Origin of the sequence: Caldinitratiruptor microaerophilus (genome assembly GCF_025999835.1) — a bacterium.
Classification (GTDB): domain Bacteria; phylum Bacillota; class Sulfobacillia; order Symbiobacteriales; family ZC4RG38; genus Caldinitratiruptor; species Caldinitratiruptor microaerophilus.
The window spans coordinates 1,825,654-1,845,839 of sequence record NZ_AP025628.1; the positions used below are offsets into that span (position 1 = coordinate 1,825,654).

At 72.5% G+C, this 20,186-nt stretch carries 19 protein-coding genes; 4 read left to right on the forward strand and 15 right to left on the reverse strand.

The features are described 5' to 3' along the window. The 8 genes from caldi_RS08890 to caldi_RS08925 all read right to left on the reverse strand — a co-directional run bounded on the left by caldi_RS08890 (position 1) and on the right by caldi_RS08925 (position 8,136). Complete coding sequence (locus tag caldi_RS08890; RefSeq protein ID WP_264841424.1) at positions 1–945, reverse strand: RluA family pseudouridine synthase; 945 nt, start codon at positions 943–945, stop codon at positions 1–3. Continuing rightward, positions 942–1,394, reverse strand: a complete 453-nt coding sequence (gene lspA, locus caldi_RS08895) for a signal peptidase II (protein WP_264841425.1) — start codon at positions 1,392–1,394, stop codon at positions 942–944. Before lspA ends, caldi_RS08890 begins: the two co-directional genes overlap by 4 nt. Positions 1,395–1,448: 54 nt before the next feature. Further along, on the reverse strand, positions 1,449–2,192 hold the full coding sequence (locus tag caldi_RS08900) for a TraR/DksA C4-type zinc finger protein (protein WP_264841426.1): 744 nt from the start codon (positions 2,190–2,192) through the stop codon (positions 1,449–1,451). Between the two features lie 38 nt (positions 2,193–2,230). Then, entirely contained in the window at positions 2,231–2,542 is a 312-nt protein-coding gene (locus caldi_RS08905; protein ID WP_264841427.1) for a DUF5665 domain-containing protein, read from the reverse strand. A gap of 90 nt (positions 2,543–2,632) precedes the next feature. After that, positions 2,633–4,330 (reverse strand): long-chain-fatty-acid--CoA ligase, encoded by a 1,698-nt coding sequence (locus caldi_RS08910; RefSeq protein ID WP_264841428.1) that lies wholly within the window; start codon positions 4,328–4,330, stop codon positions 2,633–2,635. A 149-nt stretch (positions 4,331–4,479) separates the two neighbouring features. Further along, positions 4,480–5,385, reverse strand: a complete 906-nt coding sequence (opp4C, locus tag caldi_RS08915) for an oligopeptide ABC transporter permease (RefSeq protein ID WP_406568075.1) — start codon at positions 5,383–5,385, stop codon at positions 4,480–4,482. Between the two features lie 30 nt (positions 5,386–5,415). Further along, positions 5,416–6,378 (reverse strand): ABC transporter permease, encoded by a 963-nt coding sequence (locus caldi_RS08920; RefSeq protein WP_264841429.1) that lies wholly within the window; start codon positions 6,376–6,378, stop codon positions 5,416–5,418. 93 nt (positions 6,379–6,471) lie between these two features. Further along, complete coding sequence (locus caldi_RS08925) at positions 6,472–8,136, reverse strand: peptide-binding protein (protein ID WP_264841430.1); 1,665 nt, start codon at positions 8,134–8,136, stop codon at positions 6,472–6,474. Between the two features lie 235 nt (positions 8,137–8,371). Here caldi_RS08925 and caldi_RS08930 point away from each other — a divergent pair, with 235 nt between their 5' ends. Further along, complete coding sequence (locus caldi_RS08930) at positions 8,372–9,043, forward strand: ATP-binding cassette domain-containing protein (protein ID WP_264841431.1); 672 nt, start codon at positions 8,372–8,374, stop codon at positions 9,041–9,043. A gap of 29 nt (positions 9,044–9,072) precedes the next feature. Next, positions 9,073–9,783 (forward strand): hypothetical protein, encoded by a 711-nt coding sequence (locus caldi_RS08935; RefSeq protein ID WP_264841432.1) that lies wholly within the window; start codon positions 9,073–9,075, stop codon positions 9,781–9,783. 5 nt (positions 9,784–9,788) lie between these two features. Here the strand turns inward: caldi_RS08935 and caldi_RS08940 are convergent, their stop codons facing one another. Together caldi_RS08940 and caldi_RS08945 are read right to left on the reverse strand one after the other, a co-directional pair. Next, positions 9,789–10,013 carry a hypothetical protein gene (locus caldi_RS08940; RefSeq protein WP_264841433.1) on the reverse strand — a complete coding sequence of 75 codons (225 nt, stop codon included), beginning with the start codon at positions 10,011–10,013 and terminating at the stop codon, positions 9,789–9,791. Between the two features lie 37 nt (positions 10,014–10,050). After that, on the reverse strand, positions 10,051–11,427 hold the full coding sequence (locus tag caldi_RS08945; protein WP_264841434.1) for a dipeptidase: 1,377 nt from the start codon (positions 11,425–11,427) through the stop codon (positions 10,051–10,053). Between the two features lie 192 nt (positions 11,428–11,619). Between caldi_RS08945 and caldi_RS08950 the strand changes: the two genes are divergently transcribed. Then, positions 11,620–12,882 (forward strand): MgtC/SapB family protein, encoded by a 1,263-nt coding sequence (locus tag caldi_RS08950; protein WP_264841435.1) that lies wholly within the window; start codon positions 11,620–11,622, stop codon positions 12,880–12,882. A gap of 12 nt (positions 12,883–12,894) precedes the next feature. Here the strand turns inward: caldi_RS08950 and ileS are convergent, their stop codons facing one another. Continuing rightward, complete coding sequence (gene ileS, locus caldi_RS08955) at positions 12,895–15,699, reverse strand: isoleucine--tRNA ligase (RefSeq protein ID WP_264841436.1); 2,805 nt, start codon at positions 15,697–15,699, stop codon at positions 12,895–12,897. Positions 15,700–16,748: 1,049 nt separating this feature from the next. Here ileS and caldi_RS08960 point away from each other — a divergent pair. Beyond that, a complete protein-coding gene (locus tag caldi_RS08960; protein WP_264841437.1) occupies positions 16,749–17,906 on the forward strand; it encodes an aminotransferase class V-fold PLP-dependent enzyme in 1,158 nt (385 codons plus the stop codon). Positions 17,907–17,916: 10 nt separating this feature from the next. Here caldi_RS08960 and caldi_RS08965 read toward each other — a convergent pair whose 3' ends face one another. From caldi_RS08965 to caldi_RS08980, 4 genes are read right to left on the reverse strand one after another with little or no spacing between them, the layout of a single operon-like run. Continuing rightward, on the reverse strand, positions 17,917–18,480 hold the full coding sequence (locus tag caldi_RS08965; RefSeq protein WP_264841438.1) for a DivIVA domain-containing protein: 564 nt from the start codon (positions 18,478–18,480) through the stop codon (positions 17,917–17,919). A gap of 24 nt (positions 18,481–18,504) precedes the next feature. Next, positions 18,505–18,807: a YggT family protein gene (locus caldi_RS08970; RefSeq protein WP_264841439.1), complete on the reverse strand. Its 303-nt coding sequence runs from the start codon at positions 18,805–18,807 to the stop codon at positions 18,505–18,507. Beyond that, a complete protein-coding gene (locus caldi_RS08975) occupies positions 18,786–19,424 on the reverse strand; it encodes a cell division protein SepF (RefSeq protein ID WP_264841440.1) in 639 nt (212 codons plus the stop codon). The genes caldi_RS08970 and caldi_RS08975 overlap by 22 nt, the downstream gene beginning before the upstream one ends. 58 nt (positions 19,425–19,482) lie before the next feature. Next, complete coding sequence (locus caldi_RS08980; protein ID WP_264841441.1) at positions 19,483–20,172, reverse strand: YggS family pyridoxal phosphate-dependent enzyme; 690 nt, start codon at positions 20,170–20,172, stop codon at positions 19,483–19,485. Positions 20,173–20,186 lie beyond the last annotated feature (14 nt).

Sequence of the window (20,186 nt, forward strand, 5' to 3'; positions counted from 1 at the left end):
CTACGCCTCCCCGGCCTCGCCCCGCCGGAGGGCCTCGATCGCCCGGGCCATGTCCTCCGGCGGGGGGACCTCGAACTGGAGCCATTCCCCGGTGCGGGGGTGGACGAAGCCGAGCCGGAACGCGTGCAGGGCCTGCGCCGTCAGCCCCAGGGCCTGCCGGCGCGGCCCGTAGACCGGGTCCCCCGCCACCGGGTGCCCGATGTAGGCCAGGTGCACCCGGATCTGGTGGGTCCGGCCGGTCTCCAGCCGGCACTGCACCAGGCTGAAGCCCCGGTACCGTTCCAGCACCCGGAAGTGGGTGATCGCCTCCCGGCCCCGGCCCGGCGTGACCGCCATCCGCTTGCGGTCGGTCGGGTGCCGGCCCACGGGCGCCTCGATCCGGCCGGACTCCACGGGCGGGCTCCCGTGGACGATCGCCAGGTACTCCCGGCGCAGGGCGCGGCGCTGGACCTGCTCGGCCAGGCGCTGGTGCGCCTGCGGGTTCAAGGCGACCACGAGGAGGCCCGTGGTGTCCTTGTCGAGCCGGTGGACGATGCCCGGTCGGGCGGGGTCGCCGGGGACGTCCTCGCCGTCCTCCCACGCCGCCATCCCGGCCACGGTGTTGGCCAGTGTGCCCCGCGCGTGCCCCGCCGCCGGGTGCACCACGAGCCCCCGGGGCTTGTTGACCACCAGCACGTCCTCATCCCGGTACACCACGTCCAGCGGGATGTCCTCCGGCACCAGGCCGGCCGCCTCCGGCGGGGGCACCTCCAGGACGACCTCGTCCCCGGGGGACAGGCGCTGCCCCGCCCGGGCGGGCCGGCCGCCCACCCGGCAGCGGCCGGACCGGATCAGCGCCTGGATCCGCGCCCGGGACAGGCCCGGCTCGGGCTGCGCGGCGAGGAACACGTCGAGCCGCTGCCCGGCGTCCGCCTCCCCCGCACGGAACCGGAACACCTGCGTCACCCGCGGCGCCCCTCCCGCCAGTGGTGCAGCAGGAAGAGGCCCACCCCGAGCACGATGGACACGTCGGCCAGGTTGAAGACGGGGTAGTGCCAGTCCCGCCAGTAGAAGTCCAGGAAGTCGACCACCCGGCCCAGCCGCACCCGGTCGGCGAGGTTGCCGGCCGCCCCACCGAGCATGAGTCCCATCGCGTAGGGCAGGACTCCCACCTGCCCTTCCGGCCGGCGCGCGTGGTACAGGATCAGGAGCACCGCCCCGACGGAGACCGCGATGAAGAGCTCGCGCTGGTGGGGAAGGAGGCCGAAGGCCGCGCCGGGGTTGAGCACGTACGTGATCTGGAAGAAGCCCGGAATCACGGGGATGGTCTCGCCGAGCGCGAGCCGGGCGGCGACGAGCGACTTGGACGCCATGTCCACGACCAGCGCCAGGAGCCCGACCAGGATCGTGCGCACGCCCTTCCCTCCCGTGCCCGCACCAGTCTAGCACAGGAAGGAACGGGAAAACAATCACGGCCCCCGCACCCGGCCGCCGCCCTCCAGGGGATTGTCCACGTCGCCCATGTAGCGCTCCCCCTCGGGCCCCCAGCCGCCCACCTCCTGGCCGATGTCCCGCCCCGCCGGATCGCCGTGCACGGGCTCCCAGTCCTCGTCGACCATCCGCTCGACGGGCGCCACCGTGCCCGGGTGCTCCTGGCTCCGGTACAGGTCGTCGTAATCGGTGGCCCCGGGCACGTCCTGGGGCGTCTCGGACGTGCCGTAGGCGGCCACATCCTGCCAGGCGTCCTCGCCGTCGTAGGCCGCGTATTCCTTGTCGTTGCGCCACGACCGGCCGAACGGCGGGGAGAGCACCTCCTCCTCGATCGGCCTGCGCAGCGGGTCGGGGCGGGCTTCCCGTGCCGACTTGCAGTCCGCACAGAGGGTCGTCATGGGGAAGGCTTCGAGGCGCTCCTCCGGGATCGGCCGCCCGCAGAACTCGCAGATGCCGTACCGGCCCCGGCCCATGCGGGCGAGGGCGTGGTCGATCGCCATGAGCATCCGCTGGGCGTTCTGCCGCAGGCCCAGGTCCTTCTCCCGCTCGAACATCTCGGTCCCGGCGTCCGCCGGATGGTTGTCGTAGAGGGACATCTCCTCGTAGGCCTCGACCATGGACTGCCCGAGGCCGGCGTCGTTCAGCCGTTCGACCTGCTCCGCGTACCGCTTCTTCTCCTCCAGGAGTCGCCGCCGGAAGTGCTCCAGGCGCGCCGTGTCCACGGTCGCCTTCCCTCCTCGCCGCGGCGGGGGACGGGCGGTCATGGCCCGAGGTTCAGGCGGACCATCCGCACGATGTCGGCGATCAGCCCGCCGATGTGCGGCACCCGGGCTTGCAAGGCCAGCGCCGCCAGGCGCAGCACCGCCGCCGCCACCACCGTGAACCCGAACGCCATCCCGAGCCCCCGGGCGGTCCCGGCGGCGAAGTTCACCCAGAAAAGCCGCCAGGGCCGCCGGGTCAGGTCGGCGTAGTCGGCCAGGTTCATGCGTTCCAGGGCCACGGCCAGCCGCTCCACGCGCTCCTCCAGGCCGGGGCCCGTGCGGCCGCCCGCACCCCGGCACCCAGCGGTCACCGCGCTACCCCCTCGCCTGACCGTAGCGTGCGCGCCGGACGCGCGCGCTAACCGGGCACCGTGGACGCCGGTGCCCGGACGGCCGCGCCTTCATGCGGTCGGCGTCGCCTGCTGCCGGAGCGCCTCCTCCCGGAGCACCCGCCGCAGGACCTTGCCGGCCGCCGACTTCGGGAGGGAGTCCCGGAACTCGACGGACGTCGGGACCTTGTACCGGGCGAGGCGCTCACGGCAGAACTCGATCACCTCCTCCTCGGTGAGGGTCGTGCCGGGACGGGGCACCACGTACGCCTTCACGGTCTCGCCCCGGTACTCGTGCGGCACCCCGATCACCGCGGCTTCCATGATCCCCGGATGCTGGTAGAGGACTTCCTCGACCTCCCGTGGGTAGATGTTGTACCCGCTGGCGATGATGACCTCCTTGAGCCGGTCCACGATGTAGCAGTACCCATCCTCATCGATCCGGGCCACGTCGCCCGTGTGCAGCCATCCGTCCCGGAGCACCCGGGCCGTCTCGTCGGGCCGGTTCCAGTACCCCTGCATCACCTGCGGGCCCCGGACGCACAGCTCGCCCGGCTGGCCCACGGGCACCTCCTCGCCGGTCTCGGGGCTTACGATGCGGACGTCCGTGTCGGGGAACGGCACGCCGATGCTGCCGACCACCCGCCGCCCCTGGAGCGGGTTGGCGTGGGTGACGGGCGACGCCTCGGTTAGCCCGTACCCCTCGACCAGCTTCGCTCCCGTGAGCGCCTCGAACCGCGTCTGCACCTCCACCGGCAGGGGGGCGGCGCCGCTGATGCAGGCCTGGATGGAGCTCAGGTCGTACCGCCCGACCTCCGGGTGGTTGTTGATCGCCACGTACATCGGGGGTGCCCCCGGGAACAGGGTGGGGCGGTAACGCTGGATGAGCTTGAGGACCTCTCCGACCTGAAACCGCGCGACCAGGATCAGGGTGGCCCCCGTGGCGACCCCGAGGTTCAGGGCGGTGGTCAGCCCGTACACGTGGAAGAACGGCAGGACGGCCAGCACACGCTGCTCCCCGCGCTCGAGCCCCCGCACCCACTCCCACGTCTGCAGCGTGTTGGCGACCAGGTTGCGGTGGGTGAGCATGGCGCCCTTGGCGATCCCGGTGGTTCCGCCGGTGTACTGCAGGAGGGCCAGGTCCTCGCCGCGCACGGTCACAGCCGGTGGGGGAGCGCCACGGTGGCGCGCCAGGAGCTCGGGCAGGCGGTGAAGGTTCGGCTGGTCGGGCAGGGCGAGGGAGTGCCCTTCGCGCCGGGCCTTGAGCGGGTACAAGAGACGGAGCGGCAGCGGCAGCGCGTCCCGGATCGACGCCGCGATGAGCCGCCGGACCGGGGTCCTGGGCACCGCCCTCGAGACGCGCGGGTACAGGATGTCCAGGAACACCAGCGTCTCCGCCCCGCTGTCGCTGAGCTGGTGCTCCAGCTCCCGTTCCGTGTAGAGCGGGTTCGTCATGACCACCACGGCGCCCGCCTTCAGCGCACCGTAGAAGGTGATCACGGTCTGGGGCAGGTTGGGCAGCATGATCGCCACGCGGTCGCCGGGCCGGACGCCCAGGGCGGCCAGGGCGGCGGCGAACGCGTCCGCCGCCTCGCGCACCCCGGCCCAGGTCAGCCGTGCTCCCTGGAAGATGGTGGCCGTGCCGTGGGGCTTGCGGGCGGCGGTGTCGTCGAGGAATGCGTACAGGGGCACGTCGGGGTAATCCAGGTGGGGACGCACCCAGGGGTCGTAAAACTTGACCCACGGGCGATCCGCGGCGGTACCGGTCATGGCGTGTGTCCCTCCGGCCGGGGTCCGGGTCGGTCCGGGCGCGTGCACGGTCGCGCAGGAGGCCCCGAAGGATACTGTTTGATCAGTTCGGGGCAGAGGCCCGTCGCTCCTTCCCAACCGTCCGGTCGGCAGAAAAACAGTTCACCCGGTTACCGCTTCAACTTCGGATCCAGGGCATCGCGCAGGCCGTCCCCCACCAGGTTGATGCTGAGGACGGCGAGGAAGATGAGGATGCCGGGCGGGACCCACAGCCAGGGTTCGAGCAGCAGCACCTTGTACGACAGGGCGCCGGAGAGCATGTTCCCCCACGACGGCACGGGCTGGGGTACGCCGAGGCCGAGGAAGCTGAGGCCGGCCTCCCCCAGGATGGCGCTCGCCACCCCGAGGGTCGCCGCCACCAGGAGGGGTGCGGCGGCCCCCGGCAGCAGGTGGCGGACGATGATCCGGCCGTCGGACGCCCCCATGGCGGCGGCCGCCTGGGCGAACTCGCGGGTTCGGAGGCTCAGGAACTCCCCCCGCACGAGGCGGGCCACCCCCGTCCAGCTGAGCGCCCCGATCACGATCATCGTGTTGTAGATGCTCGGCCCCAGGACGGCGCTCATGGTGAGGGCCAGGGGGAAGAAGGGGAACACCAGCACCATGTCGGTGAGGCGCATGATGACGGTGTCCACCCAGCCGCCGTAGTACCCGGCGAGAGCGCCCAGGACCGTCCCGATGCCGACGGCGATGGTCACGGACACCAGGCCGACGCTCAGGGAGACCCGGCCACCCCACAGCAGCCGGCTCAGCACGTCCCGCCCCAGCTCGTCCGTGCCGAGGAGGTGGGCGGCCGAAGGCGGCTCCTCGATGTGGAGCACGTCCGTGGCGTCCCGGTCGTAGGGCGCCAGCACCGGGGCGAGGGCAGACGCCAGGGCGAGCGCCAGGAGGATCACCAACCCCGCCACCGCGCGGCGGTTCCGCAGGAGGCGGCGCAGGGCGATGGACCAGAGGCTCTCCCCGCGCCCGGCGACGGGTGCGTACGGGGGCGCAGTCAGCGGCTCGGGTGCGGCGCTCACCGGGCGACACCTCCTCTTCGTCGGGTCGGATCAGTCGTAGCGGATGCGGGGATCGACGAGCGCGTAGCCGATGTCCGTCAGGAGCGCCCCGAGCAGAGTGAGCACGGCGAAGATCAGGTTGACGGCCATGAGGACGGGGTAGTCGCGCCGCAGGAGCGCCTCGAAGCTCAGGCGCCCCATGCCGGGCCACGAGAAGATCGACTCCGTGATGATGGCGCCTCCGACCAGGGCCGGCAGTTCCAGGCCGAAGATCGTCACCACCGGGATGAGGGCGTTGCGCAGGGCGTGCCGGTAGACCACCACGCGCTCCCCCAGCCCCTTGGCCCGGGCGACCCGCACGTACTCCTGCCCGAGGACCTCGAGCAGGCTGGACCGCACGTACCGCATGAGGCCGGCCACGGAGACGAGGCCCAGCACCAACGCCGGCAGGACCAGGTGGTGGGCCACGTCCAGGAGGCCCTCCAGGCCCACCGGCTCCCGGCCCGGCGTCACCATCCCGCCCGACGGGAACCAGCCGAGCTGGAGGGCGAACACCCGGATCACCACGAGGCCGAAGAAGAAGCTCGGCACGGCCAGGCCGCCAAAGGCGAAGAGGGTGGCGAGGCGGTCCACGCGGGTGCCCCGCCGGGTTGCCGCCAGCACCCCGGCGGGGATGCCGAACGCGAACACGACGATCTCCGTGGCCAGGCCCAGCAGGAGGCTTGCCGGCAGGCGCTCTCCCACGACCTCCGCCACAGGGCGCTTGTACATGTACGAGTAGCCCAGGTTGCCCCGGAGCAGTTCGCCGAGCCAGCGGACGTACTGGACCGCCAGCGGCTCGCCCAGGCCGAGGCGCTGGCGGGCTGCCTCGAGCTGGGCGGGGTCGATGCGCGGGTCGACCATGGCGCTCATCGGGTCGCCGGGCGCCAGGTGGATCATCAGGAAGACCACCACCGTGATGCCGAGCAGGACCGGCACGGCCTGGAGGAGGCGGCGGATCACGTAGCGTGCCACTCAGGAGGCCCTCCCCTCCCGTCCCGGCGGGCAGCCCGGTCCCCGCCACCCCGCGCGCCCGGCGGTCGGGGCGGAGACCGGGCTGCCGGGCCGCTAGCGGGCCTGCTGGGCCTTCGGGATCCACAGCTCGTGGATGTTCCAGAAGGGCCCCCGGATGTCCGGCTTCAGGCCCTGCACGCGGGCCGAGACGGCGTGGATGTCGTTCGGCGAGTAGAGGAAGACGTACGGCAGCTCGTCGTTCACCAGGCGCGCCCACTGGGCGTAGATGGGCTTGCGGTCCTCGGGCCGCAGCCGGCGGACGCCCTCCCGGATGAGCGGGGCGTTCTGCGGGTGGTCCCAGCCGGTCACCTGGGCCCACTTGTTGTCCGGCGTGACCAGGAAGATCCCGGCCGGGTCCGGGTCCGGCGGCACGGCCCAGGCCATGAGCCAGAGGTCCATGTTGTGCTTGTCGAAGACCTCACTCGCCAGCGTGGAGAACTCGAGCATCTCGAGGTTGACCTTGATGCCGACCTGACGGAGGTTGTCCTGGATCAGAGCGGCGGACTGCTCCCGGACCCGGTCGCCGCTGGGGTAGCGGAGGCTGACCTCGAACCGGCGCCCGTCCTTGCTGACGAAACCCTCCGCGTCCTTGGGGCCAAAGCCGGCCTGGCGCAGGTACTCCTCCGCCCGCCTCGGATCGTAGGGGTACGGGTCGAGGGCGGCCGGGTCGTAGGCCCAGGAGGTCGGGAGGATCGGGCTGTTCACCACCGTGCCGTGGCCGCCGAGCAGCCGGTCCACGATCGCCTGCCGGTTGATGGCGTGGGCCAGCGCCTTGCGAACCCGCTTGTCCGACAGGAAGGGCCGCCGGACGTTGACCCCCATGAACTGGTAGGAGAAGCTGGGGAACTCGTACAGGCGGACGTGCGGCATCTTCTGCAGCACGGGGACGTCCGCCGCCCGGACCGGGGCGTAGTCCAGCTCGCCGGCCTGGAGCTGGCCCACGGCCACGTCCTGGTTCACGATGCGGTAGATGATCCGCTCGATGTGCGGCCGGCCCAGGTAGTAGCCGTCCCACCGCGCCAGCTCGACGAACTGGTCGGGCCGGTACTGCACGAACCGGTAGGGCCCCGTCCCGACGGGCGAGCGGGTGGCCGGATGGTCCGCGAGCCGGGCGATGTCCGCCCCCCGGAAGACGTGCTCGGGCACGATCGGGAAGGAAAGCCGCTCCAGGATCGGCGCGTACGGCTCGACCAGGGTGAAGCGCACCGTGTGGTCGTCCAGGACCTGGATGCCGCTCACGTCCGCGGCCCGGCCCTCCTTGTACTCCCGGGCGCCGGCGATCACCAGGTAGTCGGACGCCCGGACGCCGGGGTAGCGCGGGTCCAGGATCGCCTTGAAGGTGAAGGCCACGTCCCGGGCCGTGAAGGGCTGGCCGTCGTGCCACCGGACGTCCCGGCGCAGGTAGAAGGTCACCGACCGGTTGTCCGGCGACACCTCGAAGCGCTCGGCCAGGTCCGGCTCCAGCCCCAGCTTCTCGTCGAGCTTCAGCAGGCCGTTGAAGACGAACCCGATGACGCTGCCGTCGTAGGCGTCCTCGTAGAGGAGCGGGTTGAACACCCCGCGGGGGGCCGAGAACATGCTGAGGTACAGCGTTCCGCCGTCCTCGGGGACGGCCGGCGCCGTGGGCACGCCGGGAGCAGGCCTCGGGCGCCGGGGGCAACCCGCCAGGGTCAGGCCGAGTGCCAGGACCACAGCCGCGATGAGCCACCTCTGCCGCACGGGAAACCCTCCTGCCACGTACTGGCGATAGGGTTCCCGACCAGAGCCGCCGCCCATCGCACGGCAGGCCCCGCTTTGCCAGGTGGGGAACAGAATTCGACGCGTTATGTCATCTGCCTGCTGGCACCGGCCCGAAAATTTGTGCCGGCAGCGGAAGGCTATGCCACCGGATCCCCACCCGATCCCGCCCCGGCCGCGCGGGCATACTGAGAAAACTGGGGGCGGAGGCGGGCCGGTGACGAAGTGGGCGCTACGGGCATTCGGGCTCACCAAGCAGCATGCCGGACGGCCGGTCCTTCGGGGCGTCAATCTTTCGCTGGCGGCCGGCGAGGTGCTGGCGATCACGGGCGCGCCGGGGGCGGGCAAGTCGCTCCTCCTGAGCGTGCTCGCGACTGCGACCCGGGCAGACGCCGGTTCCTTCTACGTCGACGGATGGCCCGTCCTCGCCTGGCCCGGGCACCGGCCCCGGTTGCGGGAGGTCCGCCGCCGGATCGGCTACCTGCCGGAACGGACCGGGCACCTGCCGGGGCTGACCGGGTGGGAGAGCGGGCTGCTGTTCGCCCGCCTCTTCGGACTCGACCCCGGCGCGGCCCGCCGGCGGCTGGGGGACCTCTTCGAGCGCCTGGACCTCCTGGGCGTCGCCGGGCAGCCCGTGGCCACCTACTCCCTCTCGGAGCGGCGCCGCCTCGCGCTCGCCGAGGCCCTCCTGCACCAGCCCTCGCTCCTGCTTCTGGACCGCCCCGATGACGGCCACGCCGCGTCAGTACGGGCGCACATCGCCGACGTCCTGCAGGCCGAAGCCCGCCGCGGCCGCGCGATCCTGCTGGCGCTGCGGGACGGCGACGCGGCACCCGAACTGGCCCTGCTGGGTCGCCGGGCGGTGCTCGCGGGCGGTCTCCTGTCCTGAGACTTCGTGCGGTTCGTGGGGGGATGCGGATGCACCCGGTCGCACGGTGGCAGTGGCGTGAGCTGGCCTCCGAGTGGCGACCCCTGTCCCTCTTCGCCGGGGCGGCCGCGCTGGTCGCGGCGATCTGGCCGCCGGCGATGTCCCTGCGCGTCCTGCTCCTGCTGGCCATCGCCTGGGCGCTCGGCAGCTCGGCGCGCTACATCTCCGGCGTCCTGGAGAGCGGTACCCTGTCCCGCCTGTCCCTCAGCCCCCGGGGACCTCGCCCCGTCCTGCTGGCGACCCTCCTCGTCCGCGCCGGAGCCCTCGCCGCGCTCCTGCTGCCGGCCGTCGCCGTCCTCTGGGCCCTCGCCCGTTCGGGCGCGGCAGGGCCGGCCGTGCCGGCGGCCCTCGCCGCCCTGCGGACGGGCGAGGACGCACTGGCCCTCTGGGGCGCGGTGCTGACCGGCACGGCGGCCGGCGCGGTGGTGGCGCTCACCCTCCGCCGGCAGGCGCACCGCCGCACGGCGGCCGCGGCCGCCACCGCGCTGTTGTGGCTGCTCCTGGCGCCGCCCGGGCCGCCTCCTCTCGCCTTTCCGGGCGCGCCGGCAGGGCCCCAGACGGCCGTGAGCGCCCTCGTGGCCCACGCCCCGACGCTCTACTCGCGCCACGGCACGTGGGCGGTGGCCACGGCCCTCGGGGGGACCCTGTCCGTCGGACTTGCCGCCGCCCTGGCGCCCCGGCTGCTGGCTGACCGCCGGTAGCCGCCTCAGCCCGCCTCCAGGTCGACCCAGAAGTGCTGGTCCAGCCCCCAATCCCGTTCCAGTTCCTCGAGGGCCGCCGGGATCGACGGGAAGTACCGCTCCCAGGCGTCGGCCGTCCCCTGCTCGGTCACCTGCTGGACCCGCAGCCAGCACCCGAGGGAGTCCGGGTCCTCTTCGAGAAAGAAGAGGACGGAGACCGGATCGCCGGCGATCACCGCGGCCAGGCGCACGGCGCTCCACCCCTCCCCCGGTCGTGCGGGTGCCGCCCTACAGCGCCCCCCGGGCCAGGAGCGGCCAGTAGGCGCAGAGGGTCCGCAGCCCGCCGTCGAAGTTTTCCAGGTGGAAGTGCTCGTTCGGGGCGTGGAAGTTCTCCTCCGGCAGGCCGAAGCCCAGGAGCACCACGGGGAGCCCGAGCACGGTAGCGAACGTCTCCGCCACGGGGATCGATCCGCCCATCCGCACCAGCACCGGCTCCACTCCGTATGCCTCCCGCAGGGCCTGTCGCGCCGCCTGCACGGCCGGGTGGTCGTGCGGGGTGAGGACCGCGCGGGCGCCGCCCGGCTCCCGCCGCACCTCCAGGGTGACCCCGGGGGGCAGATGGGTCCGCAGGTGGGCCTCGAGCCGGTCCAGGATCTCCTCCGGCTCCTGGTCGGGCACCAGCCGGCAGGTGATCTTCGCGTGGGCCTCCGCCGGGAGCACGGTCTTGGTCCCCTCGCCGGTGAAGCCGCCCCACACCCCGTTCAGCTCCAACGTCGGCCGGGCCCACAGGCGCTCCAGCGTGGTGTACCCCGCCTCGCCGAAGAGGGCGGGGACACCGAGTTCGGCCACGAGGCGCGCGTCGTCGTGGGGGAGGGCAGCCCACTGGCGGCGCTCCTCCTCGGGGACCGGGCGCACGCGGTCGTAGAACCCTTCGACCCGGATGCGGCCGTCCGGACCGCGGAGGCCGGCCAGGAGCTCGACGAGCGCGTGGAGGGGGTTCTGCACCGCCCCGCCGTAGAGGCCCGAGTGCAGATCGCCCCGGGCGCCGCGCACGGTGATCTCGAGGGCGGCGAGGCCCCGGAGCCCCGTCGTGATCGCCGGCACCCCGCGGGCGAAGAACGTGGTGTCCGAGATGACCGCCACGTCGGCCCGGAGGCGGTCCCGGTGGGCCTCGACGAACGCCGGCAGGTGGCGGCTGCCGATCTCCTCCTCGCCCTCGACGAGAAACCGGAGGTTGAGGGGCAGCGCCCCGTCGACCCGCAGGAGGGTCTCCACCGCCTTGATATGCAGGAAGACCTGGCCCTTGTCGTCGCTGGCCCCGCGGGCGTAGAGCTTGCCGTCCCGCACGTCAGGCTCGAAGGGCGGCGTCACCCACAGGTGCTCGGGGTCGACGGGCTGCACGTCGTAGTGCCCGTACACCAGCGCCGTGGGCCGTCCCGGGGCGTGGAGCCAGTCGGCGTACACCACCGGGTGGCCGCCCGTGGGCAGGACCTCGACGTGCTCGAGGCCGGCCGCCTGCATGGCGTCCGCCACCCACCGGGCCGCCCGCTCCACGTCCGGGCGGTGCGCGGAGAGCGCGCTCACGCTGGGGATCCGGAGAAAGTCCTTCAGCTCGGCCAGGTGCCGGTCGCGGTGCTCCCTCAGGTACGTCTCGTACCGGGACACGCGGCTCCCCCCTGATCTCGTGTGTCTCCAGCCACGCATCCCTATTCGCCGGAGCCGGGTCGCCGTCCTGGTCCGCCGCGCTGCACCCCGGCGATCCCCCGCTGCAGTACAATAGCGGAAAGCGGCCCCCGGCCCCCGGGCGGTGTCGGGCAGTGCCGGGGGGCAGAACCGGCCCGGCAGGGGGGAGCCACGGTGGAGATCGTCATGCTCGAAGCGGCCGAACGGATCGCGCTGGCCACCGCGCTGGGACTGGTGGTCGGGCTCGAGCGCCTGCGGGCCGGCAAGGAGGCGGGCATCCGCACCTTCTCCCTCACCGCGATGGCCGGGTGCCTGTCGCAGCTCACGGGACAGCCGGTGTACGGGATCCTGGCCCTGGCGCTCACCGGGATCGTGATCGCCGTGACCAACGCTCACGCCCTCTCCCGGGGCCAGGGGCCGGAGCTGACGACGTCGGCGGCCCTCACGGTCACCTCCTTCGCCGGCATTCTCGTGGGGCAGGGGCAACTCTTCGCCGCGGTGATGAGCACCATCGTGGTGCTGCTCCTGCTCGCCTGGAAAGACGAGATGGTGGGGTTCAGCCGGCACCTCACGCGGGAAGAGGTGCACGCCGCCATCACGCTGCTCCTCCTGGGCCTGGTCATCCTGCCCCTCCTGCCCCCGAGGCCGGTCGACCCCTGGGGGATCCTCCACCCGCGCCAGGTCTGGATCATGGTCGTGCTGATCTCCGGCATCGGCTTCGGCAACTACGTGCTCCTGCGGCGGTACGGCACGCGGGGGATCGCGTACGTGGGCTTCCTCGGCGGTCTGGTGAACAGCACGGCCACCGTGGCAGAACTCACCGCCTCGGTCCGCCGGGAGGGCGGCCCCCCGCCGGATTACGCCTTCCCGGGGATCATGCTCGCCAAGACTGCCATGTACCTGCGGAACGGGATCATCCTGGGCCTCTTCGCCCCTGAGGCCCTTCCGGTGGGGCTCCTGCCGGTGGGGCTCATGCTGGCCGTCAGCGTGACCCTCGCCGTGCGCGGACTGCGGCGGACGGCCGCCGAACCCCCGGAGGTGCACCTGCAGTCGCCCTTCTCGCTGCGGGCGGCCCTGGAGTTCGGGCTTTACTTCCTGGCGCTGACGGTCCTCGCCGGCGCCGCGCAGCGCGTGCTGGGCAACACGGGGTTCTACGCGGTGAGCTTCCTGGGGGGGATGGTCAGCTCCTCCACCACCACGGCCACGGCGGCCGCCCTCGCCCGCCAGGGCGCCGTCCCCACGGCCGTCGCGGGGCTCGGGGTCATCCTCTCCAGCATCGGCAGCGCCGTGGCCCTCCTGCCCCCGGTGGCCCGCGCCGCCCGGGGCACGCCGCTCTTCCGGCGCGCGGCCGGGGCGACGGCCCTCACGTCGGCCGCCGCCGTCGCCGGCCTGGCGCTCAATCCCTGGTTCCTGCAGCTCCTGCGGCTGTGGCGCTGAGAGCCGGCCCGGCTACCCCGCCGGCTGGGCCCTCTCGGCCTCCAGTGCCAGGACCACGCCCGCGCAGCGCTCGCAGAGGTCGGGGTGGGCGCTCAGCCCCGCCTTCGGGCGGTAGAACCAGCAGCGCGGGCACTCCTCGCCCTCCGCGCGGGTGACGGCCACCCGAAGGCCGGACGGACCTTCGGCGAAGAACGCGCCGGAGGGCGCCTCCTGCCCGCCGGCATAGAGGCGGAGCTGCGAGACCTTGAGGAGCTCGGGCAGGTCGCCGACATACTTCTGCAGGACCTGCGCCAGCGAATCGCCCTCCACGTACAGGTGCACGGCCGCCTCCTCCGACCGGCCGATCGCCTTGGCCGCCCGGGCCTGCTCGAGGGCCCGGGCCACCGTCTCCCGGACCTCCAGGAGGCGGGCCCACTCGGCGCCGAGGTTCTCGTCCACGAAACCGGGGTCGACCTCCGGCATCTCCAGCAGCTGCACGGAGATCGGCGCACCGGCCGGCCGGGGCATGTGCCGGTAGACCTCCTCGGTGGTGAAGGCGAGGATCGGCACCAGGAGCCGGACAAGAGCGTCCGTGACCCGGTACATCGCGGTCTGGGCCGCCCGCCGCTCGGTTCCGTGGGGCAGGCCGGTGTACAGCCGGTCCTTGACGGCGTCGAGGTACACCGCCGAAAGGTCCACGGTGATGAACCGGTTCAGCTCGTGGTAGACCAGGTGGTACTCGTAGTCCCTGTACGCCTCCCGCGCCCGCCCGACGACCTCCTGCAACCGGTGCAGGATCCAGCGGTCGATCGGGCGCATCCCGTCGCGGGCGACGGCGTCCCGCTCCGGATCGAAGTCGTAGAGGTTGCCCAGGAGGAACCGGAAGGTGTTGCGGATCTTCCGGTACACCTCGGCTGTCTGCCGGAGGATGTTCGGCGAGCAGGCCATGTCGTTCCGGTAGTCGCTGGCGGCCACCCAGAGCCGGAACACGTCGGCCCCGTACTCGGCGACGACCTCCTGGGGGTTCACGACGTTGCCCAGCGACTTCGACATCTTGCGGCCCTCTTCGTCCACCACGAAGCCGTGGGTCAGCACGGTGCGGTACGGAGCCCGGCCCCGGTACACCACGGCCGTGAGGAGGGACGACTGGAACCAGCCCCGGTGCTGGTCGCTCCCCTCCAGGTACATGTCGGACGGCCAGCGCAGCTCCGGCCGCTCCTCGAGCACGGCGGCGTGGCTGGAGCCGGAGTCGAACCACACGTCCATGATGTGCGGCTCCTTCTCGAACTCGCTGCCGCCGCACCGGGGGCAGGTCGTGCCCGCCGGCAGGATCTCCGCCGCCTCCCGGGTCCACCAGGCCCCCGAGCCCTCCCGCCGGAACAGGTCGGCGACGGCGGCGAAGGCCGCGTCGGTCATGAGGGGCTCCCCGCACCCTTTGCAGGTCAGGATGGGGATGGGCACCCCCCAGGCCCGCTGGCGGGAGATGCACCAGTCGCTGCGGTCGGCCACCATGTTGCGGATGCGCTCGCGGCCCCAGGCGGGGACCCACTCCACCTCGTCGATCGCCCGGAGGGCCTCCTCCCGGAACCCCTCGACCGAGGCGAACCACTGCACGGTCGCCCGGTACAGGACCGGGTTCTTGCACCGCCAGCAGTGGGCGTAGGAGTGCTGGATGGTGCCCGCGTGCAGCAGGGCGCCGACCCGCTCCAGTTCGTCGATGATCGCCTGGTTCGCGTCGGCGTAGAACATGCCGGCGAACTTGCCGCCCGCCTCGGTGAAGCGGCCCTGGTCGTCGATCGGGTTCAGCGGCTCGAGCCCGTACTTCTGGCCGACCTCGAAGTCCTCGTGCCCGTGCCCGGGCGCCGTGTGGACGCAGCCCGTGCCGTCCTCCACCGTCACGTGCTCGCCCAGGATGAGGACGGAATCCCGTTCGATGAAGGGGTGCCGGCAAACGGCCCCTTCCAGCTCGGCGCCCTTGAACGTGGCCTTCGCCGGCCCGCCCCGCAGACCGCACGCCTGCAGCACCCGCTCGGCCAGGGCGGTGGCGAGGAGCATGTCGCCCTTGTCCGTGGGGTAGAGGCCGTATTCGTGCTCCGGGTGCAGGGCGATCGCCAGGTTGCCCGGCAGCGTCCACGGTGTCGTCGTCCAGATCGCCACGTAGGAGCCTTCCGGCAGCTTGCCCTTGCCGTCGGTCACCCGGAAGCGCACGTAGATCGACGGGGATACCTTGTCCCGGTATTCCACCTCGGCCTCGGCCAGGGCGGTCTCGCAGTCGGCGCACCAGTAGACGGGCTTCAGCCCCTTGTAGATGTGGCCCTTGCGCGCCATGGCGGCGAAGACCTCGACTTGCTTCGCCTCGTACTCCGGGGCCAGGGTCATGTACGGGTGGTCCCAGTCGCCCCGGACGCCCAGACGGCGGAACTGCTCCCGCTGGATGTCCCGGTACTTGAGCGCGTACTCGTGGCAGCGCCGCCGGAGTTCCACCGGGTCGATCTGCCGCCGGTCCACGCCGAGCTCCTGCAGCGCGCGCAGCTCGATCGGCAGGCCGTGCGTGTCCCAGCCCGGCACGTAGGGCGCGTCGTAGCCGAACGCCGTGGCCACCTTGTTCACCATGTCCTTCAGGACCTTGTTCAGCGCCGTGCCGAGGTGGATCTCGCCGTTGGCGTACGGGGGACCGTCGTGGAGGATGAACTGCGGCCGTCCCCGGCGCGCCTCCCGGACGCGCTCGTAGAGGCCGATCTCGTCCCACCAGCGCAGGATCTCCGGTTCCCGCTGCGGCAGGTTGGCCTTCATCGGGAAGTCCGTCCGCGGCATGTTGAGCGTGTACTTGTAATCCATCCCTGTCGCCTCCGCCACCTGTGAACCGAAGTGGAAAGCCCCCGCCCCCGAAAGGGGCGAGGGCTTTGCCTCGCGGTACCACCCTTCTTGACCCCCGGGGCGCCGCGGGCGGCGCGGAACCGGTGGGGTCACCTCTGCCAGACGCCGGGACCCGCGCGGGGACCGGCGCCCGCTCCCGGATAACGGCGGGATCCGGCTGCGCCTACCGGCTGCGCCCGGCCCGGCACGCGCGGCACCGGACGGCCCTGGGGCAGCGGCTCGAGGGCGATCTTCCCGGAAGCCCAGGCACCGGCTCGCACCCGCCGCCGGCTCTCTGGGGCCCTGCGGCTTCCGGTACTCTTCCTCTCATCGCCGGAGTGTGTAGTTGGTTCTCATTCTAGTCGGTGGGTGCCAGGGAGGTCAAGGAACGCCTCGCCCGCAGGCCCCGACCGGGAGGCACGGCCGGGGCCGAGCTTGGGGGCTGACCCGGGAAGTTCGGATCCCGCCTTGTAGAACGCCGTACCCCGTGGTGAGACGAACCGCAGAACTTGCGCGGCGAACCGGCGGCTCGCCTGTCAACTCTTGCTGTTCACCCCCGTCCACGGGCCCGGTGGACGGTCTCAGGCGCTTTTCCGGCGGATCTGATTCACCATAACGCCGATATTATGTCATCGCCGCGGCGCTTTCGAATCCCGGAGACGCAAAGACTGATAGTCAAGCCAGGCCGCAGCGTGTCAACCTTTGCGTTGCTCTTCCCTGACGTTTACAGAATGCCGACCTACGATCTACTTCGTTGCCGGTGCTGCCGAGAACGCGCGCCAGCCGGAAGGTGGCCCTGTAGCCGGAGCGAATTCCGTCGTCGGTTGTCCCTTGACGCCAATTCGCCGGAGGTTCGGGCGGCAGACCGCTACCCTCAGACGCGACACCGCCCCGTCGACCGCCGGAACGGCCTGCCCGGCGGCGGCCCACCGGCATGGCGGGCGAGATACGGGCAGGCCGCCGGTCGCCGGGTCCGGCGGGTCAGCACCCAGGAAATGCCAAGAGAGTCCACGAGAGCGGGAGGTCCGCGAATGCCCGACGAGAAGCTCGCCGCCATCCGCGCCCAGCTGCCTGCCCTGGCGCGAGGCGTCTACCTCAACAACGGCACCACCGGCCCCCTGCCCGTCCCCGCCGCCGAGGCGATGCAGGCCGCCCTCGCCCGGGAACTGGGGCAGGGCCGCGTCGACCCGATGTACTTCCCCGAGGTCTTCGCGACGGTGCGGGAGCTCCGCGCCGCCCTGGCCGACCTCCTGGGGGCCACGCCGGGAGAGATCGCGCTGACGGCGAACACCACCGAAGGCATGAACCTGGCCCTGCTGTCGCTCCGCTGGCGGCCGGGGGACGAGGTGATCACCGCCACGACCGAACACCCGGGCGGGCTCTTCCCCGTCCACGTGCTGCGCCGCCGCTACGGCGTGACGGTCCGCATGGCGGACCTGACCACGCCCGGGCCGGACCCGGTCGAGGCCGTGCGCCGGCTCATCACCCCGCGCACGCGCCTCATCGCCGTCTCCCACGTGGCCTGGGGGACGGGCGAACTCTATCCCATCGCCGACCTGGCCGAACTGGCGCACCGCCACGGCGCCCTCCTGGCCGTCGACGGTGCGCAGGGGGCCGGCGCGGTCCCCGTGGACCTCCGGTCCGCCGGAGTTGACTTCTATGCCTTCCCCGGGCAGAAGTGGCTCCTGGGACCCGAGGGCACCGGCGGCCTCTACGTCCGCGCAGACGTCCAGGCCGAACTGCTCCCCGTCTTCGCCGGGTACTTCACCGCCCAGGCGCACAACGCCCACGACTTCCTGCCCCACCCCGACGCCCGCCGGTTCGAGTGGGGCGGCCGGCACCCCGTGGCGCTGGCGGGCCTCCTGGCGGCGGTGCGGTGGCTGTCCCGCGAGGTGGGCCCCGGCTGGGCGGCCGCGCGCATCCAGGCGCTGGCGGCCCGGCTCCGGCAGCGGCTCGGCGAGGTGCCGGGGGTGCGGGTCGTCACCCCCGACCGGCACGCCGGACTGGTGACGGTCCAGGTCGAAGGGATGGAGCCGGAGGCGGCCGCACGGGAACTCCTGCGCCGCGGCTTCTGGATCCGCAGCGTCCCGACCCCGCCCGGCGTGCGGATCTCCTGCGGGTTCTACAACACGGAAGAGGAGATCGACCGGATCGCCGGCGCGCTGGCGGACCTGGCACGGAAGACGTGAAACCCGGCGCTCACGGCTCGCCGGCCGCCTTCGGTCGGCCCGCCACCCCGGGCGCGGGACCAGTGCCGGCGCCGGCCGGAGGCGGAGCCGCGTTCGGGGCGGCCGGGCCGGTGGATTCGAAGGCCTTCTCGGGCAGCATGCGGTCCAGCAGCTCCATCTGCCCCCGCAGCAGGTTCCGGAGCTGTGCGCGCAGCTCGGCCGCCTGGCGCTTGAGGTCGGCGTTCTCCTCGAGCAGCCGGCGGGCCTTGGTCTCGCCCGCCTCGATGAGGCGCTCCGCCTGCAGGCGCGCCTCCTGGATGATCAGGTCGGCTTCCTTGCGGGCGTTGGCCTTGACCTCTTCTGCCGCCTCCTGGGCGGTGACCAGGGTCCGGTTGATCGTGCTCTCGAGGCTGCGGTACTCCTGCAGCTGCTGCTCGCAGAGCTGGACCTGGTCCCTGAGCCGGGCGTTCTCCCGGAGCAGCTGCTCGAACTCCCGGATGATCTGGTCGAGGAAGTCGTCGACCTCTCCCCGGTGGTAGCCGAAGAGCGCCCGGGAGAACTGCTTGTTGTGGATGTCCATCGGGGTGAGACCCAAGCCACTCACCTCTTGCCGGGCACCTCACGGGATCGGAAGGCGAGCGACGATCGAGACGGCGAGGCGGACGCCGAGGTCCACGACGAAGATGGCGATGATCGGGGAGAAGTCGAGCCCGATGCCGCCGGTCGGGAGCAGGTTCCGGAACGGGGCGAGGAGCGGTTCGGTGAGCCGCCACACGGCCTCCTCGGCCCGGAAGAACCACTGCGTCTGCCGGTTCCAGCTGCGGGGCCGGAACCAGGACATGAGCACCCGGATGGTGATCAGGGCCACCACGGCCCCGCGGAAGTAGACCAGGGCCTGGATCAGAATGAACTTGAGCCCCACCTGCGCCCTCCTTGCTCTCGCCCGGCCGGCCGCTCCCCGGCCTGGGTGTGCGTGTCCCGGGCGTAGAGCCCGGCCAGGTACGCGGCCACCTCCTGGGCGTCGTACGCACCCCCGCCGAGCCCCTCAGGAGCCTTCCTCATGCTGGCGACGTCAACCCCCGGCGGGGCCAGGAAGAAGATGCCCGAGGCGACCTTCTGCGTCTCGCCGCCCAGGGCGTACACGGCTCCGTTGAGGAAGTTGAGGATCTGGCGGGCTTCCTCCTTGTCCAGCCCCTCCAGGTTGAGGATCACCGGCCGCCGGTTCTTGAGCTGGTCGGCGATGCTCTGGACCTCGTCGAACGAGTGGGGCTCCACGACCAGCACCCGGAAGGGCTGCCGGGCCCCGCCCGGCGGCAGGGCGACGACGTTGCCGCCCGCCTCCCGCTCCCGGCCCGGCGTGCGCCCCGCCGCGGGGTACGGGTCCTCGGCGGTCGCGGCCAGCGCCGCCCGCACGCGCCGGACCCGGGCGTAGCCGCCCGCCGCCTCCTCCAGAGCCGCCGCCTCTTCGGGATCGTATGCCTCCTCGTCCGGGCCGAACCCGAGAAAGCGCATCATCCGGTCCCACACGCCCTGCCCCATTCGCCGGTCCCCCTTGCCCCTTGCTGTGCCGCCTGGCGCGCGGCCCCCTGCCGGCCCTTCACCCCGGCCGGGGGCCGAAGATCGCCGTGCCGATCCGGACCAGGTTGGCCCCCTCCGCGATGGCCAGTTCGAAGTCGCCGGACATCCCCATGGACAGCCACCGCATCTCGACCCGCGGCAATTGCCAGCTCGCGACCTCCTCCGCCAGCCGGCGGAGCCGGGCGAACACGGGACGCACCACATCGGGCCCGGCCAGCGGGGCGATGGTCATGAGCCCCTGCACCTCCAGCGTCTCCAGCGCGCTCGCCTGCTCCACCAGGGCTCGCAGCCCTTCCGGGGCGACCCCGTGCTTGGTCGCCTCCCCCGACACGTTCACCTGGATCAGCACCGGGACGGTGCGGCCGGCGCGGCGCGCCTCCCGGTCGATGGCCAGGGCCAGCTCGGGGCGGTCGAGCGAGTGGATGAGGTCGGCGAACCCGAGCGCGGCCCGGACCTTGTTGGTCTGCAGGGTGCCGATCATGTGCCAGCGACACCCCCGACCGACCGCCTCGACCTTGGCGAGCGCCTCCTGCACCCGGTTCTCCCCGATGTCCGTGATGCCCGCGGCCAGCGCCTCCCGGATCTCCTCCGGCGTCCGGTTCTTCGTCACCGCGACGAGGCAGATCTCCTCGGGGGAGCGGCCGGCCGCCTCCGCGGCCCGGGCAATCCTTTCACGTATGAGCAGTACGTTCGAGGTGATGTTCGACACCAAAATCCAGCATC